Below are 14,626 nucleotides of genomic sequence, written 5' to 3' on the forward strand. Positions count from 1 at the left end.
GGAGGTAAGCCATGTTCGCGATCTGCCGTTTTTTCCACCTCGCCATCGCCTTCGACGGCGAGCCGCTGTTCGAGGGGCTCGACGCCACGCTGTCCGTCGGCGTAACGGGTCTGATCGGTGCCAATGGCCGTGGTAAGTCGGTGCTGCTCAAACTGCTGGCCGGCGACCTGGCAGCCCTTGCCGGTGAGATTCACTGGGCCTGCCCGCGTCTTCGGGTCGACCAGTTGGCGCCGTTGAGAGGCCCACGGGTCGCCGAGGCGCTTGGTGTGTCGGCACTGCATGAGACCTTCTCCCGTATCGAGCGGGGTGCGGGCTCGCTGGAGGATCTGGATCGCGTCGCCGACCTCTGGCATCTCCCGTCCCGGTGGCAGGCACTGCTCGCCGAGGCGGGGCTCGATATTGACCTGGAGGCACCGGTGACACGGCTCAGCGGTGGTCAGCGGACGCGGCTGGCGCTGTGCGCCGCTTTCCTGAAGAGGGATCACTACCTGCTACTGGACGAGCCGACCAACCACCTGGACGGTGCCGGACGCGACTGGCTGGCAACCAGACTGGCGGAGCATCCAGGCGGCGCCTTGGTGGCCAGCCATGACCGGACACTGTTGAGGCGCTGCGATCGGCTACTCGAGCTGGGCGAATCGGAGCTGCGTCCATACGGAGGAGGCTACGACCTCTATCGAGAGGTGCGCGAGGCCGAGCGAGCCGCCCTGGAGCGCCGTATCGAAGGAGAAGAGAAGACCCTGCGCCGGGTACGACAGGAACGCGAGGACGCCCGGCGACGAGCGGCGCGTCGTCAGGGGCAGGGTGAGCGGCTGCGCCGCTCCGGCTCCCAGAGCAAACTGCTGCTGGATGCGAAGGCCCAGTGGGCCCAGCGCAGCGCGTCGAAGGTTCAGGCGCGCCACGAGGCGCGGGCCGCTCGGCTCGAGGAGACGCTGCGGGACGACAAGATACGGCGCGAATGCCAGCGACCGCAGCGGCTGTCGGCGACCCGGGAGGGGCTGCGCGGAGGGGTCCGCCTGCACCTCGAGAGAGTGCAACTGCCCTGGGGAACGCATTCGCCGATCTCCCTGACGCTGCATGGTGGCGAGCGCTGGCGCATCGCGGGGGCCAACGGCGCGGGCAAGTCGACCTTGCTGCGGGTGATCGCCGGCCGTCTGGCCCCCCGGGCCGGCGAGTGCCGGCGCCACGGACGCTGTGCCTATCTGGATCAGGACTTCGACCTGCTAGATACGGAGCGGTCCGCCCTGGAGAACCTCTGTCGCCTGCACCCCGAGTTTCCTCCCGCCGACTGGCGCACCCGCTTGGCTGGCCTGCGGCTGCGCGGCGACAGGGCGTTGCTGCCGGTGGCGGCGCTGAGCGGCGGCGAACGGCTCAAGGTGGCCTTGCTGGCGGTGCTGGGCGGCGAACGGGCGCCTGACCTGCTGCTGCTCGACGAGCCCGACAATCATCTCGACCTGGATTCCCGAGAGTTGCTGGAGAATACCCTGGCCGACTATCCCGGTACGCTGCTGGTGGTCTCCCACGACGAGTCGTTCATCGAGGCGCTCGCGGTGGAACGGACACTGTGGCTTTGAGGGGTTGGGTGGGTCGACACATCGCCTGATAGACTCGATGCATCCAACCTTCTGGAGAGCGTGTCGATGACGCTTTATACCCTGCTGTTGTTCATCCCCGCCTGCTTCGCGCTGAACATGGCGCCAGGGCCCAATAACCTGCTGTCGGTGGCCAATGCCAAGTGCCATGGGCTGCGAGTCGCCTGCCTGGCTGGCCTGGGGCGCTTGATGGCCTTCGTACTGATGATTGGGTTGGCGGCGTCCGGACTCGCCGTGGTGTTGTATACCTCCGAGCGCATTTTTCTGGTCATCAAGGTGCTGGGCGCGCTTTATCTCTTCTGGTTGGCGTTCACGCTATGGAACGCCAGGGAGGGCGAAGAGTTGGATGGAGACGAGAAGCCGCACGCAGCAGATCTGTTGCTATTGGCCCGGCGGGAATTTCTGGTCGCGGCCGGGAACCCGAAGGCCATCCTGATCTTCACCGCCTTCCTGCCACAGTTCGTCGATCCGGCAGGCAATGTCGCCATGCAGTTCGCCATACTCGGTGTGCTTTTCCTGGCCCTGGAGTGGATCGCCATCGCCGCTTACGCCTTCGTCGGTTCGAACCTGCGCCAATGGTTCTCCCGGCCGGGGCGCAAACGGTGGTTCAATCGCGTTTGCGCGGGCTTATTGGCCAGCGCCGGGCTGGGCATGTTGAGCTCAAGGCAGGTGTGAATCGGACTGGGCAGTGGGCCGTCTGAAACCGGGTAGCTGAAGTCGCCCATCACAGGAGATGTCTTGTATGTCCATCGAACTCTGGCTGGCGTTCGTCGCTGCGTCCATCGTGATGCTGGCGATCCCCGGGCCGACGATTCTTACCGTGATCAGCTATTCCCTGGCCTCTGGTCGGCGCACCAATCTGCCTCTGGTCGCTGCCGTCACACTGGGGGACTCCACGGCACTGGCGATGTCGCTGCTTGGCCTTGGTGCCCTGCTGGCGACATCGGCCTTGTGGTTTACCGTGGTCAAATGGATCGGTGGCTTGTATCTGCTGTATCTCGGCATCAAGCTGCTGCGAGCCGGCGTGACAGCGGATGTGGTACTGGCTCCAGCCGGGTCTGCGCCACGCTGGAAGCTCTTTGCCAACACCTACCTGGTCACGGCGCTCAACCCCAAGGGCATCGTGTTCTTCATGGCCTTCCTGCCGCAGTTCATCGATCCCCGCGCGGCGGCGGGCCCACAGTTGTGGGGGCTGGCCGTGACCTTCGTCGTCCTGGCGACACTGAACGCCGCCCTGTATGCGCTGTTCGCCGCCTCCGCCCGTCGGGCGCTGGCAGCGCCACGCGCCCAGCGTTACTTCAACCTCGCGGGTGGGTCGGTGCTATCGGCAGCCGGGATCTGGACGCTGATGGCCAGACGGCCGGCGTGAGATCAGGGGCCGTGGAGGATAGCCAGGCGTCCGCCGAATCCGATCAGCAGCAGGCCGAATAGCCAACGCTGCAGGCGTTGTACCACTGGGCTTTCGGTCAGCCATTTCCCGAGCCGTGAAGCGCTCAAGGCATAGAGTGTGTCGAACAGGACGCCCGTGCCGACGACGAGCGTGCCGAGTATCACGAATTGCAGCAGGATGGCACCCTGCTGCGGTACGACGAAATGGGGCAGCAGCACGGAACAGAACAGCAATGACTTGGGATTCAGCAGATTGGTTAGCAGTCCGCGCTGCCACGCCGAACGTCGGGAGGTTTTGGGGCCAGGATGAGGTCTCGTATCGTTGGTGGCCAGGCTCGATCCAGAACGCAGAATCTGGATGCCGAGCCAGGTCAGGTAGCCGGCTCCGATGAAGCGCACGGCATCGAAGGTCCAGGGGGCTGTCTTGAACATCGTGGCAAGGCCGAAGGCCGCCATGACGACGTGCAGACCGCGGGCGGTGGCCAGGCCTGCCACCGTGGCAAAGGCCTGGGCGCCTCCCCGAGTGGCCCCGGTTTGCAGGATGAGGACCATATCCGGGCCAGGCAGCAGATAGACCGCGGCCAGCGCGCCGACGAACACCCATAGTTCCATGAAAGGAGACTCCCAGAGATGCATTGTGCCAGTAAAGTCTACTGACATCTTGGGGAACATGTCCTTGCGTAGTTGACTCATGGATTCATGGAAATTGGTGTATTATGTCAATGAAACTATCCTTTTGGTGGAGTTTATGCCAAAGAGAAAACTGGATGCCTTGGATTGCCGTATTCTCGCTGCGTTGCAACGGGATGCCCGCTTGACCAATGTGCAGCTTGCCGAAAGTGTTGGCCTGTCGCCTTCGCCCTGCCTGCGCCGAGTGCGCCTGCTGGAACAAGCCGGGGTCATTCGCGGTTACCATGCGGATCTTGATCGTAACGAAGCAGGCTTCGGTCTCACTGTGTTCGTCGGCATCAAGGTGGAACGCCACCATGAGAAGCAGGCGAATGCGTTCCGGGAAGCTATTCAGGCACTTCCCGAGGTCATCTCCGCTCACTTGGTATCGGGGGAAGCCGATTTCCTGCTGCAGGTCGTGGTCCCGGATCTGGCGGCGTACGAAATGTTCCTGACCGAAACGTTGCTGAGACTTCCCTGGGTGAGCGATATCCGCAGCAACTTCGCCATCCAGACGGTCAAGCATTCAGGGCCTTTACCGTTGCACCACTTACCCGGTGAGAGCGGTTCCTGAACCATTCTAAAGAGCAAACTGGATATGCATGCACGTGAATGGAAATGTCGCTGCCCTTTGGAGCATCGTGATGCCTTCATCGACTATTTGTACGAGACGGGAGTACGCGAAACCTCGGAGACGTCTGGTTTCCAGGGAGCACAGATCTTCACCCGGGATGTGGAGGGCATGGCAGAAATCACCCTGATCACCTATTGGGATGCGCTATCTTCCATCGAGGCCTTCGCCGGGGTGGACATCAGCAAGGCCAAGCTATACCCAGAAGATGGCAAGTACCAACTGCAGCCTGAGTTGACGGTTCAGCACTATGCTGTGATTGAGTACTCCTTCGTCACTGGTTGATCATGAACACGGCTTTCACGGAGACTCTCATGGTACCGATGAATGACCTGCTGTTGTTTGGGGTGGCGGCACTGGTCGTGGTGCTGACGCCAGGGCCGAACATGATCTACCTGTTCTCCCGTTCGATCTGCCAGGGGCGCCGGGCGGGAGTGATTTCTCTGCTTGGCGTGATGGCCGGTTTCCTGGTGCATATGCTGGCCGCCGCCATCGGCCTGACGGCGTTGTTCATGGCCATTCCCCTGGCCTACGAAACTCTCAAATGGGTTGGCGCGCTATATCTCCTCTACCTGGCCTGGCAAGCGGTCAGGCCAGGTGCCCGCTCGTCCTTCGAAGCGCATCGACTCGAGGTGGACCGTCCCAGGAAGCTATTTCTCATGGGTTTTCTGACCAATCTTCTCAACCCGAAGATCGCCATTTTCTACCTGGCTATCTTCCCGCAATTTGTCTCTCCCGAGCATGGGGCCGTCTTTCTCCAGAGTCTGGTGCTCGGCTTCACACAGATCGGTGTGAGCTTCACGGTCAACCTCATGATTGCGTTATCGGCGGCGGGTATCGCCGCCTGGTTCAGTCGCAACCCGGTGTGGTTGGCGATGCAGCGATACGTCATGGGTTTCGTGCTGGCAGGAATGGCGGCCAGGTTGGCCACCGAGCAACGTCATGTGACATGAAGGGGCGCGTAGATCAACGTTCCTTGCGGGTGTCTATCTCATCTATCCGGTAGCGGCTCGGCGAAATCCCGAAATGGGCTCTGAACTCGCGCGAGAAGTGGGCCGTGTCGGCGAAGCCGCAATCCAATGCGATCTGCGTGATGCTTTCGAGCTTGTTATCGATCATCCAGCGCCCGTATTGCAGGCGCATGGTTCTTTGGAGGCGCACCGGTGTTATGCCGAGTTCGGCCTTGAAAGCTCTTTCCAGTTGACGGCTGCTGACACCGACATAGCGCGCTATCGCGGGAAGCGGCGGTGGATGGTCGAGTTGCTGTTCCATGAAATGCACTGCCTTGCGTATTCGCGGGTCGGCGACATTCTCCAGGTCCTGCCGGAAATGTGCCTGTGGCAGGCTGGGGGCGCGAATACCGGTCAGCATCATGTGGCGCACTGCCTGCTGGGCGCGGTCGCGCCCGCAATGCCGCGATATGAGGTAGAGGCCGAGATCGATAGCGGCTGTAGAGCCGGCACAGGTGATGAGGTCCCCCTCGTCCACGAAAAGCCGGTCTACGGATGTGCGAACCTGGGGAAACTGTTTCTGAAAAGCGTCCAGAACGTTCCAGTGCACACACACGGTACGCTTCGCCGCCAAGCCGGCACGAGCGATGGTAAAGGTGCCCGTGCAGATGCCAAGTAGCCGAACCCGCTGATCATGCGCGCGACGCAGATAGTCGTTGAGCGCCGGGGCGGGTGTGTCGTTGAGGTAGTCGTTGCCGCCGCAAACGGCGATATAGTCGAATTGAGAGGGGTCGAGGAAATCATTCGTTCCTTCCACCCGCAGGCCACAGCTCGCTGCGCGTGCTTGCGCACCTGGTGTCATGATTTTCCAAGCTGCATGAATCTGCCGGCTCTGGCCGCCATCATCAGCTGCCAATCGAAGAGAATCGATCAGGCCGCCGAAGGCGGCAAGCGTGAACTTGTCCAGAAGGAGGAAGCCGACCCGCAGAGATGGCTCCACCGACTCGGGTCTTGTCATTTGCTCATCCCGGTCGCATTTACGCGAATTTTGTCGTTTATCTTCAAATCCGTGGCAACAGTCTTCAAGTTTTTATCAAGAATGACTGCAAGACTGTTATTGACTGCAATGATCAATGATAGTCATTAGTGAGCAACGGGAGAATAACATGAAATACTCGACGGTTCTGCTTACCACTAGCCTGCCTGCCATTTTCGTTTTCGCACCCCTGGCGGCCGCACAGCCCCAGTCGTTGACGGTTGCCTGGTATGGGGGAAACTGGGGAGATGCCTTCCAATCCTGCGTCGCGACTCCTTTCACCGAGGCGACTGGTATAGCGGTGGTGCCCGATATCGGTACTTCGACGACCACGCTTTCCAAGCTGCAACAGCAGGCCGGCGCACCCGTGATCGACGTCGCCTACATGGATGGCGGAATCAGTGAGCTTGCCGAGGAGGCCGGTGTCCTGGCTGACATCGACATTGAAAGTATACCCAACGCGGCGAATCTCGCCGATGCCGCGACCTATCGCAACGGCGATAAGGTATATGCCGTTGGCAATGGCTACTATTCGCTGGGCATGACCTACAATACCGACGAGATTTCCGAGGCGCCGGCCAGTTGGGATGCGCTGTGGGATGAACATTATGCCGGTGCGGTCACTATCCCCTCACCGAGCAACTCGGCTGGTATCCCTTTCATCTTCTTCCTTAACCAAATCATGGGCGATACGCCCGATGACATGAGTGCCACCATCGAACGCTTGAGGGAGCTTGATGCTGCCTTGTTCTTCGATTCATCCGGCGCGGCGAGCAACGCATTCCAGAGCGGTGAGGTGATCCTCGGTGCGCATTTCAATGTCGGGGCCTGGGCTCTGATCGATAGTGGCCTGCCGATTGGCTTTACCGTGCCTGAAGAGGGTGTCTGGGCGACGGATGCCCGACTTCACATCGTGGAAGGTACGCAGAACGGCGATGCCGCGCTGCAATTCATCGACACGGCACTTGGCGCCGAAGCCGGGCTTTGCTTGGCGGAGCGTCTTTATGTTGGTCCTGCCGTGACCAATGTCGATCTGACGGAGGAGGTCAGCCGTAAGCTTCCCTGGGGAGAGACAGGTTCGATCGATGATCTCATGCTCTTCGACTGGAACGAGGTCAACGCCCGTCGCTCGGATCTGACCGAAACGTGGAATCGCGAAGTCGTACGTTGATGGCTGGCGCTGACATGACCTTGCTCGCAATCGACGACATTTCGAAGAACTTCGGCAAGCATCAGGCTCTTTGCGATATCTCTCTCGCGATCGAGTCGGGCGAGTTCGTCTCTCTGCTGGGGCCGAGTGGTTGTGGAAAGACGACACTACTTCGTCTTATCGCCGGTTTCCTGCGGGCCGACCGGGGAACGATATCGATCGCTGGCGAGGATGTGACAGGCCTGCCGCCACACCGCAGGCCCCTCAACACTGTCTTCCAGAATTACGCGCTATTTCCACATCTGACGGTCGCGGACAATGTCGCCTACGGCCCCCGCAGGACCGGGGCGGGTAAGGCGGAAGCCTCGCGGCGCGCACAGGAGGCGCTCGATCTCGTCGGGCTTGGGGAATTCGGCGACCGCTACCCCCGGCAGATGTCTGGCGGTCAGCAGCAGCGCGTGGCGCTTGCCCGTGCCATCGTCAACCGGCCGAAGTTGCTGCTTCTCGACGAACCCCTCAGTGCGCTTGATCTGCAACTGCGCAAGCGGATGCAAATTGAACTGAAGCAGTTGCAGGAGAAGATCGGCATCGCTTTCGTCTTCGTTACCCACGATCAGGAAGAGGCGATGGCGATGTCCGACCGCATTGCGGTAATGAATGCCGGACGGATCGAACAGGTCGGCACCGGTGCGGAAATCTATCGGCGGCCAGCCACCCGTTTTGTCGCTGAGTTCATCGGAGAGGCGAGCCTCCTGCCGGTGCAGCGAACCGGTAACGGCGCTCTGACGATAGTCCCTGCGGTGGAGGCTTCCGGACGATCGGTGGCGGTACTGCGGCCGGAGCATGCGCAGATCTTTGCGGGCCAGGCCGATGCCTCGACGTCATGCAATCTGCTGAGCATGGAGGGACACGTCGAGACGGTCGCCAGTATCGGTGGCGTCACCAACATCTATGTCCGCGCGCTTGGCCACCTCGTTCACGCTCGCCGTCTGGGTCTCGTCGAGAGTGGTCTTCGCGAAGGACAGAAGGTCGTGCTCGGCATCGATCCACAGAACCTGCACCTACTGGAAGGGCCCCAGCCATGACGGCCTCTCGCTCGGTCATTCTCGGGCTTGTCGCCTTGCCGCTCGTCTATTTCACGGCCTTCTTCCTCGTGCCGCTGATGACGGTGTTCGTCGCCAGCCTGACGGATGCGCAGCAGGGTGGCATGACCTTTTCCAACTATGCACGCATCCTGCTCGACGAATATCACTGGTCCGTCATCGCCGTGACTTTCCGGCTCGGTATCTTGACCACCTTGATCTGCATCGTCCTGGGCTATCCGCTGGCCTGGTATCTGGTGCGTATCGTCAAGTGGAGAACATGGCGGAGAATCTGCGTGATCCTGCTCGTGTTACCGCTGTTCACCAGTAATATCGTGCGCTCCTTCGGCTGGATGGTGCTGCTTGGCCGCAACGGTCTCGTCAACGAGACGCTGCAAGCCGGTGGCTTGATCGAGCGCCCGATTCGCTTCCTTGGCACCGAGACCGGCATTCTTATCGGCCTCGTCTATATTCTCCTGCCATTCGTGGTTTTGACCATTGGCAATGCGCTGGCCAAGGTCGACCACTCGCTTGAGCAGGCCTCCGCCGACCTCGGGGCCAGCTCCGCATCCACCTTCTGGCATGTGACGTTCCCTTTGAGCATTCCGGGCGTCGTCTCCGGCTCGATCATCGTCTTCGCGCTTGCCGTGAGTGCGTATGTGACGCCGGCCCTGCTTTCCGGTGGCCGGGTAACCGTGCTTGCGGTCCTGGTGTTCCAGCAATACAGCTCGGTCTTCAACTTCCACTATGGTGGCGCGTTGGCGATCACGCTGCTCGTCTTCACATTGCTGATGATCGCGATCGCTTCGCTCGTCTCGCGACTGGGAGCACGCTGAATATGGCCATTCGCTTTCTTATCCGGGTCCTGGCGATCATGACGCTGGCCTATCTCATGTTGCCGCTGATAGTGATCATCGGCGCATCGCTGACGACGAGCGAGTTCCTTGCATTTCCGCCGCAGGGCCTGACTCTGCGCTGGTATGAGGTCGTCGTGCTGGATCCGACCTATGTCGACTCTTTCGTGACGAGCGCGATCCTCGCAATGCTTGCCACGCTGGTTGCGGTTGCGCTCGCCGTTCCGGCGGCGCTGGCGATCGCGCGGCACGATTTTCCCGGCAAGGCGGCTTTCTCGTCGTTGCTATTGTCGCCACTTGTTTTGCCCCATCTCGTGCTGGGTGCCGCGCTTCTCCAGTTTGGCTCCTCGATTGGGCTCGTGCGCAACTTCAGTGCACTCCTCGTTGGCCATGTCGTCATCGTGACACCATTTGTCCTGCGGACCGTGCTGCCTCTTCTATCAAGAGAGCAGCAGACACTGGAGGAAGCCTCCCGTGATCTCGGCGCCGATGCATTCACCACTTTCTTTCTGGTGACCCTGCCGCAGATTCGTTCGGGCATCATCTCGGGGGCGATCTTTGCCTTCATTACCTCGTTCATCAATGTCGAGCTGTCAATCTTCAATACGACGGCTTCACTGAACACGATCCCCGTCCAGCTCTTCAATTATGTCCAATATTCCGTCGATCCTACGATTGCGGCCGTCTCCGCGGCGACCATCCTTGCTGCAGTCGTCGCCATCATCGTGCTAGACCTTACGGTCGGCCTCGATTTCCTATCCGAAAATGAATGATCAACGCGCCACCTCAATCAGGAGAAAACCATGCAAATCCAGGACACGTTCGATGTCATCTACACCCATACCGAAGGAGAGCCGCTATGCATCATCCATAGTGGAATACCCTATCCCGTCGGCTCGACGATCCTTGAGAAGCGCCAGTTTCTCGAGACTCATTACGACTGGTTGCGCAAGGCATTGATGCGCGAGCCTCGTGGCCACTCCGATATGTTCGGTGTCTTCCTGACACCGCCTTCCAGCACTGATTTCGATGCTGGCTTGATCTATATCGACGGTACTGAATATTCTCACATGTGTGGTCATGGGACGATCGCCGTTGCCATGGCGATGGTCGCTCATGGACTGGTTGCGCGTGTCGAGAGCGGCATCACCCGCATTCGCTTCGAAACGACGGCAGGACTGGTAGTAGCGGAAGTTGCCTCCGAGGACGGGAAGGTTCTGTGGACACGCTTCGAGAACGTGCCGGCCTATGTGGCTGAGCAGGACGTCTCGATCGAGCTACCGGTCTACGGCAAGCTCAAGGCGGATTTGGTATGGGGTGGAAATTATTTCGGGATCATCGACCTCCGGGGTTCGACGCTTCGTATTTCGCCCGAGAACGGCAGTGAGTTATCGCGCATGGGTTTGCTGGCACGCGAGGAACTGCGCCGCAAACTGACGGTGCAGCATCCAACGGAGGGGCATATAAACAACCTCAACTTCGTTACCTTCTGGCACGAGCCGACCATCAAGGATGCCTTCTACAAGAACGTCCACGTTTTCAGTGCCGGTCAGCTTGATCGGTCACCGGGCGGTACAGGGACGAGTGCGATGATGGCCATGTTCGAGGCGCGCGGCGAGTTGGGCCTTGGTCAGCCGATCAAATCGGAAGGTCTCCTCGGCAGTGGCACGTTCGAAGGATGCCTGGTCGGCGAAACCACGCTCGGTAAGGTACGAGCGGTTCGGCCTACGGTGAAAGGGACGGCGGGATTCCTTGGCACTGCCCGCTGGACGATTGACCGAAAAGATGCGGTTGGAGGAGGTTTCAATGTCCTTTGATGGCAACGAGCGGCCAAATGAAGGGCTATTGGGCACTGCCATCGTGAGGCTTGTAGAAGAAAAAGTCATCGGTTTCCGCCGTCATGAGGTACTCCGATGTCCAGTGGGGAGTCACGCTCCTGTCATGGAAATACAGCGCGCCATCGGTGTGATCCGGTAGCTGCTGGTTGAGCGCTTTTCTGGCGACTTCCCTGGCGATGGCATAGGCATCCTCCTCCACCACGTGATCGGGCCTGCCATCGCACCACCAGGAAAACTGACAGGGGCCGTGTTCGGAGCCCTGGGTCACCACTGCGCATACCGTATCGGGAAAGCCCGCGTGGCCGAGGCGATTCATCACGACGTTGGCGACGGCTTCCATGTCGGCGTCGGCCACGCCCTTGGCTTCCCAGTAGATGGTGCGTGCAAGACACGTCAGCGTTTCGTCCAGCGGTGCCTCTCCCGTAGGGTCGACCGCCTGGGCCTCGGCCTCGGTGATCACTTCGGCAGGCGAGGGCGATGCCTCTCCGCCGGTGGTTACCACGGCCTGCTCCAGGCTCTCCGCCTTGCCTGTCGCGGCTTCCGCCATCCGCTCCTGATTGGCGGTGACCGATTGGCTACCGAGAAGCGCCATCGAAAGACAGGCTACTACCCATACCTTGCGCATGGCCACGTTCCGTATAGGTGTTATGCCTGGTTGCCCAGGTGGTGCCGGCTGCGCCTGTTGTCCGGTAGGAGAGGGTTGTGCTGAGGCCCTGGCGGCGCGGCATTGGCGTGCTCATGGCTTGAAGTGTTGGCGTCGAGGTGTCGGCCGGCAATACGGTTTTTCTACGATAAGGTGCTGATTTCGGCTCTCAGCGCCCAGGACGCGGTGTATCGGTGCATCGATATCGTCAACCACGCTATTCAGGTGCGGTGGGGTCCAATGGCGGTCGCAGGTACGGTGCTCCAGATGACGGGAAGGTCTCGACGATACTTGACCTCAACAATGCTTCAGGTCTTATAACGGATCATGTCTCCACTCACTGACGAAGAGGACATGATTGATGACCGATACGATAAGGCTTGCCGTGATCTACGGCAGCGTGCGGGAAGGGCGCTTCTGCGACACCATCGGGCAGTGGGTCGTGGAGCAGGTGCGCGGCCGAAGTGAGTTCGAACCGGACGTCATCGACCCGGCCGACAACGCGCCTCGGCCGGAGCTCTCCCGACGCCTCGATTCTGCCGATACCTTCATCGTGGTGACGCCCGAGTACAACCACTCCTACCCGGCGGCTCTCAAGGCGCTGATCGACGAATTCAAGGCCGAGTGGCAGGCAAAGCCCGTGGCCTTCGTCTCCTACGGTGGCGCGTCCGGCGGCCTCAGGGCAGTGGAGCACTTGCGCGGCGTGTTCGCCGAATTGCATGCCGTGGGGCTTCGCGACAGTGTCATGTTCCCCAATGCCTGGGAACAGTTCGATGAGGAAGGCCAGCTCAAGCAGCCGGACCGAGCCGAGCGGGGCATGGCAACCCTATTGTCGCGCCTCGAGTGGTGGGGACAAGCACTGCGCAATGCGCGCGCTGTCCAGAGTTATGCACAGGTGCTGGCATGAGAAACGGGCAAGCGGGGACTGTGTTCTGATGATCGAGCGGGCCGTCATGGTTGAGGCATGACGATACCGGTGGCGTCGCATGAGTCTAGGCAGGCAGCCCTGCGTGTTCATTCGCCATGTCGCTCGCGGCTATCCATGGGCGCATGCTCGCGCTCGGTCATGCAAGCAAGCGTAGCAGGGCATGGACAATAGGCTGGTGGCTGGTCAATGGACTGCGCTGTTCGCGTTACCGGTGTCGAGCCGTTGGGTGCGCAGCCAGCTGATCTCTTCGGCCCAGAGAGAGGGCTCGATGGTTTCCAGTATCAGTGGGACCTCGTCGATGCGCGGGTCGCGCATGATGGTAGTGAAGGCGTCGAGGCCGATGTTGCCCTGGCCCAGGCTATGGTGGCGATCGACGCGGCTTGCGTAGTCGCTCTTGGCATCGTTCAAGTGCATGCCGCGCAGATACTCGAAGCCGACCACGCTGCCGTATTCGTCGAGGGTCGCGGTGCAGGCCTCGGGAGTTCGCAGATCATAGCCGGCGGCAAAGGCGTGGCAGGTGTCGATGCATACCCCGATCCGCGACTTGTCGTCGACCTGCTCGATGATCTCGGCGAGATGCTCGAAGCGCCAACCCAGGTTGGTGCCCTGGCCGGCGGTATTCTCGATGACGGCCGTGACGCCTTGAGTCCGGTCGAGCACATGATTGACGGAGTCAGCGATACGTGTCAGGCATTCCCGCTCGCTGATCTTCTTCAGATGGCTGCCGGGGTGAAAGTTGAGCAGGGTGAGGCCCAACTGCTCGCAGCGCTGGAACTCATCCAGAAAGGCGTCACGTGATTTCCGCAGCCCCTCTGGGTCGGGGTGGCCGAGATTGATGAGATAGCTGTCATGGGGAAGAATCTGGCCGGGTCCGAAGCCATGCGCTTGGCAAGCGTTGCGGAATGCCTCGATGGCGTCATCGGTCAGGGGCTTGGCATGCCACTGGCGCTGATTCTTGGTGAACAGGGCGAACGCGTCGGCACCGATCTCATGGGCACGGATCACAGCCTGATCCGGCCCGCCGGCCGCACTGACATGGGCACCGATATATTTCATTTCTTCACGCTCTCCTTGGGGCAAATATCGTGGGGCGGCGCCTAGTACTGGTGCCGCTTGATCCCTGTGTTTCTACGATAGCATCCGAAAAGGCCGCCGTGAGTTTCCAAAGGCGTTGCTATGCTGGAAAGACGAATGTGTTGTCTGGCCATGGGGAGAGAAGACCATGCTGTCGAAACTGCTCGTCCTTATGGCTGCGGGGCCCGCTTCGGACCCCGTGTCGGCAGCATTGGAGCACGTTGAAAACCTGCATTCCTACCAGTTGACCCTGCATGGCCAGGGGGGCCGGGGCGAGGAGGTCATTCGCTATACCTATCAGAAACCCGGCTATATTCGCATGGACCTGGTGACGCCCCATAAAGGAGTGGTCCTGATCTATCGACCGGATACCCGAAAGGTACAGCTGTGGCCTTTTGGCTCTCCAGGGCGGCGTTCAGGCCTGACGCTCAGTCCGAACAATCGAATGGTGCGCAGTGCACAGGGTCACCGGGCGGATCAATCGGACGTCGGCACGTTGCTGCGCAACATTCAGGCGTTGCAACGCCATGGCAAGACCCATCTGCTGGGGGAAGCCGAATTGGCCACGCATCCTGCACAGCACCTGATGGTGGAAGGGGACCCTGGCGAGATACTGGCCGACATAGTCCGCTATGAGCTCTGGCTCGACAGCGAACGGCAGTTTCCACTCAAGGTCGTGAGTTATAACCGAAGAGGCGAGCAGCTGGAAGCGGTGCGTCTGGAAGAGATATCCATCAACCCTGAACTGCCAGAAAACCTCTTCTTTCCCTGACCGTCATCGAGACACAGG

General features: G+C 60.5%; 17 protein-coding genes. 13 read left to right on the top strand and 4 right to left on the bottom strand.

Translation table 11 applies throughout. From position 1 onward, the window contains the following. Window positions 1-11 precede the first annotated feature (11 nt). The 3 genes from C1H69_RS05725 to C1H69_RS05735 all read left to right on the top strand — a co-directional run bounded on the left by C1H69_RS05725 (window position 12) and on the right by C1H69_RS05735 (window position 2,961). Window positions 12-1,574: an ABC-F family ATP-binding cassette domain-containing protein gene (locus C1H69_RS05725; protein ID WP_102652443.1), complete on the top strand. Its 1,563-nt coding sequence runs from the start codon at window positions 12-14 to the stop codon at window positions 1,572-1,574. Between the two features lie 66 nt (window positions 1,575-1,640). Continuing rightward, the gene (locus C1H69_RS05730; protein ID WP_102652444.1) at window positions 1,641-2,267 is read left to right on the top strand and encodes a LysE family translocator; all 627 of its coding nucleotides are present in this window, start codon (window positions 1,641-1,643) and stop codon (window positions 2,265-2,267) included. A 67-nt stretch (window positions 2,268-2,334) separates the two neighbouring features. Continuing rightward, on the top strand, window positions 2,335-2,961 hold the full coding sequence (locus tag C1H69_RS05735) for a LysE family translocator (protein WP_102652445.1): 627 nt from the start codon (window positions 2,335-2,337) through the stop codon (window positions 2,959-2,961). A gap of 2 nt (window positions 2,962-2,963) precedes the next feature. Here the strand turns inward: C1H69_RS05735 and C1H69_RS05740 are convergent, their stop codons facing one another. After that, window positions 2,964-3,593, bottom strand: a complete 630-nt coding sequence (locus C1H69_RS05740; protein ID WP_102652446.1) for a LysE family translocator — start codon at window positions 3,591-3,593, stop codon at window positions 2,964-2,966. Between the two features lie 136 nt (window positions 3,594-3,729). Here C1H69_RS05740 and C1H69_RS05745 point away from each other — a divergent pair, with 136 nt between their 5' ends. From C1H69_RS05745 to C1H69_RS05755, 3 genes are read left to right on the top strand one after another with little or no spacing between them, the layout of a single operon-like run. Then, complete coding sequence (locus C1H69_RS05745; RefSeq protein WP_102652612.1) at window positions 3,730-4,224, top strand: Lrp/AsnC family transcriptional regulator; 495 nt, start codon at window positions 3,730-3,732, stop codon at window positions 4,222-4,224. Between the two features lie 24 nt (window positions 4,225-4,248). Beyond that, entirely contained in the window at window positions 4,249-4,566 is a 318-nt protein-coding gene (locus tag C1H69_RS05750; RefSeq protein WP_102652447.1) for an antibiotic biosynthesis monooxygenase, read from the top strand. A gap of 29 nt (window positions 4,567-4,595) precedes the next feature. Further along, window positions 4,596-5,234, top strand: coding sequence for a LysE family translocator (locus C1H69_RS05755; protein WP_102652448.1), 639 nt, complete (start codon window positions 4,596-4,598; stop codon window positions 5,232-5,234). A gap of 13 nt (window positions 5,235-5,247) precedes the next feature. Here the strand turns inward: C1H69_RS05755 and C1H69_RS05760 are convergent, their stop codons facing one another. After that, entirely contained in the window at window positions 5,248-6,249 is a 1,002-nt protein-coding gene (locus tag C1H69_RS05760; protein WP_102652449.1) for a GlxA family transcriptional regulator, read from the bottom strand. A gap of 148 nt (window positions 6,250-6,397) precedes the next feature. On the opposite strand from C1H69_RS05760, the gene C1H69_RS05765 reads away from it, so the two are divergent. Genes C1H69_RS05765 through C1H69_RS05785 form a run of 5 tightly spaced genes read left to right on the top strand, consistent with a single transcriptional unit; the run spans window position 6,398 to window position 11,170 of the window. Then, window positions 6,398-7,438 (top strand): ABC transporter substrate-binding protein, encoded by a 1,041-nt coding sequence (locus C1H69_RS05765; RefSeq protein WP_102652450.1) that lies wholly within the window; start codon window positions 6,398-6,400, stop codon window positions 7,436-7,438. A 14-nt stretch (window positions 7,439-7,452) separates the two neighbouring features. After that, the gene (locus tag C1H69_RS05770; protein WP_102652613.1) at window positions 7,453-8,502 is read left to right on the top strand and encodes an ABC transporter ATP-binding protein; all 1,050 of its coding nucleotides are present in this window, start codon (window positions 7,453-7,455) and stop codon (window positions 8,500-8,502) included. Continuing rightward, window positions 8,499-9,335 (top strand): ABC transporter permease, encoded by an 837-nt coding sequence (locus C1H69_RS05775; protein ID WP_102652451.1) that lies wholly within the window; start codon window positions 8,499-8,501, stop codon window positions 9,333-9,335. The genes C1H69_RS05770 and C1H69_RS05775 overlap by 4 nt, the downstream gene beginning before the upstream one ends. A 2-nt stretch (window positions 9,336-9,337) precedes the next feature. Next, window positions 9,338-10,126, top strand: coding sequence for an ABC transporter permease (locus C1H69_RS05780; protein WP_102652452.1), 789 nt, complete (start codon window positions 9,338-9,340; stop codon window positions 10,124-10,126). Between the two features lie 30 nt (window positions 10,127-10,156). Beyond that, a complete protein-coding gene (locus C1H69_RS05785) occupies window positions 10,157-11,170 on the top strand; it encodes a proline racemase family protein (RefSeq protein ID WP_102652453.1) in 1,014 nt (337 codons plus the stop codon). A 25-nt stretch (window positions 11,171-11,195) separates the two neighbouring features. On the opposite strand, the gene C1H69_RS05790 is transcribed toward C1H69_RS05785, so the two are convergent. Continuing rightward, window positions 11,196-11,816, bottom strand: coding sequence for a cell wall hydrolase (locus C1H69_RS05790; RefSeq protein ID WP_102652454.1), 621 nt, complete (start codon window positions 11,814-11,816; stop codon window positions 11,196-11,198). Window positions 11,817-12,195: 379 nt separating this feature from the next. Between C1H69_RS05790 and C1H69_RS05795 the strand changes: the two genes are divergently transcribed. Continuing rightward, complete coding sequence (locus C1H69_RS05795; RefSeq protein WP_102652455.1) at window positions 12,196-12,741, top strand: NADPH-dependent FMN reductase; 546 nt, start codon at window positions 12,196-12,198, stop codon at window positions 12,739-12,741. Window positions 12,742-12,945: 204 nt separating this feature from the next. Here the strand turns inward: C1H69_RS05795 and nfo are convergent, their stop codons facing one another. Then, entirely contained in the window at window positions 12,946-13,818 is an 873-nt protein-coding gene (gene nfo, locus C1H69_RS05800; protein WP_102652456.1) for a deoxyribonuclease IV, read from the bottom strand. Window positions 13,819-13,984: 166 nt separating this feature from the next. Between nfo and C1H69_RS05805 the strand changes: the two genes are divergently transcribed. Beyond that, window positions 13,985-14,608 (top strand): LolA family protein, encoded by a 624-nt coding sequence (locus C1H69_RS05805; protein ID WP_102652457.1) that lies wholly within the window; start codon window positions 13,985-13,987, stop codon window positions 14,606-14,608. The last annotated feature ends 18 nt before the right edge of the window (window positions 14,609-14,626 follow it).

The organism is Billgrantia endophytica, assembly GCF_002879615.1.
Taxonomy (GTDB): domain Bacteria; phylum Pseudomonadota; class Gammaproteobacteria; order Pseudomonadales; family Halomonadaceae; genus Halomonas; species Halomonas endophytica.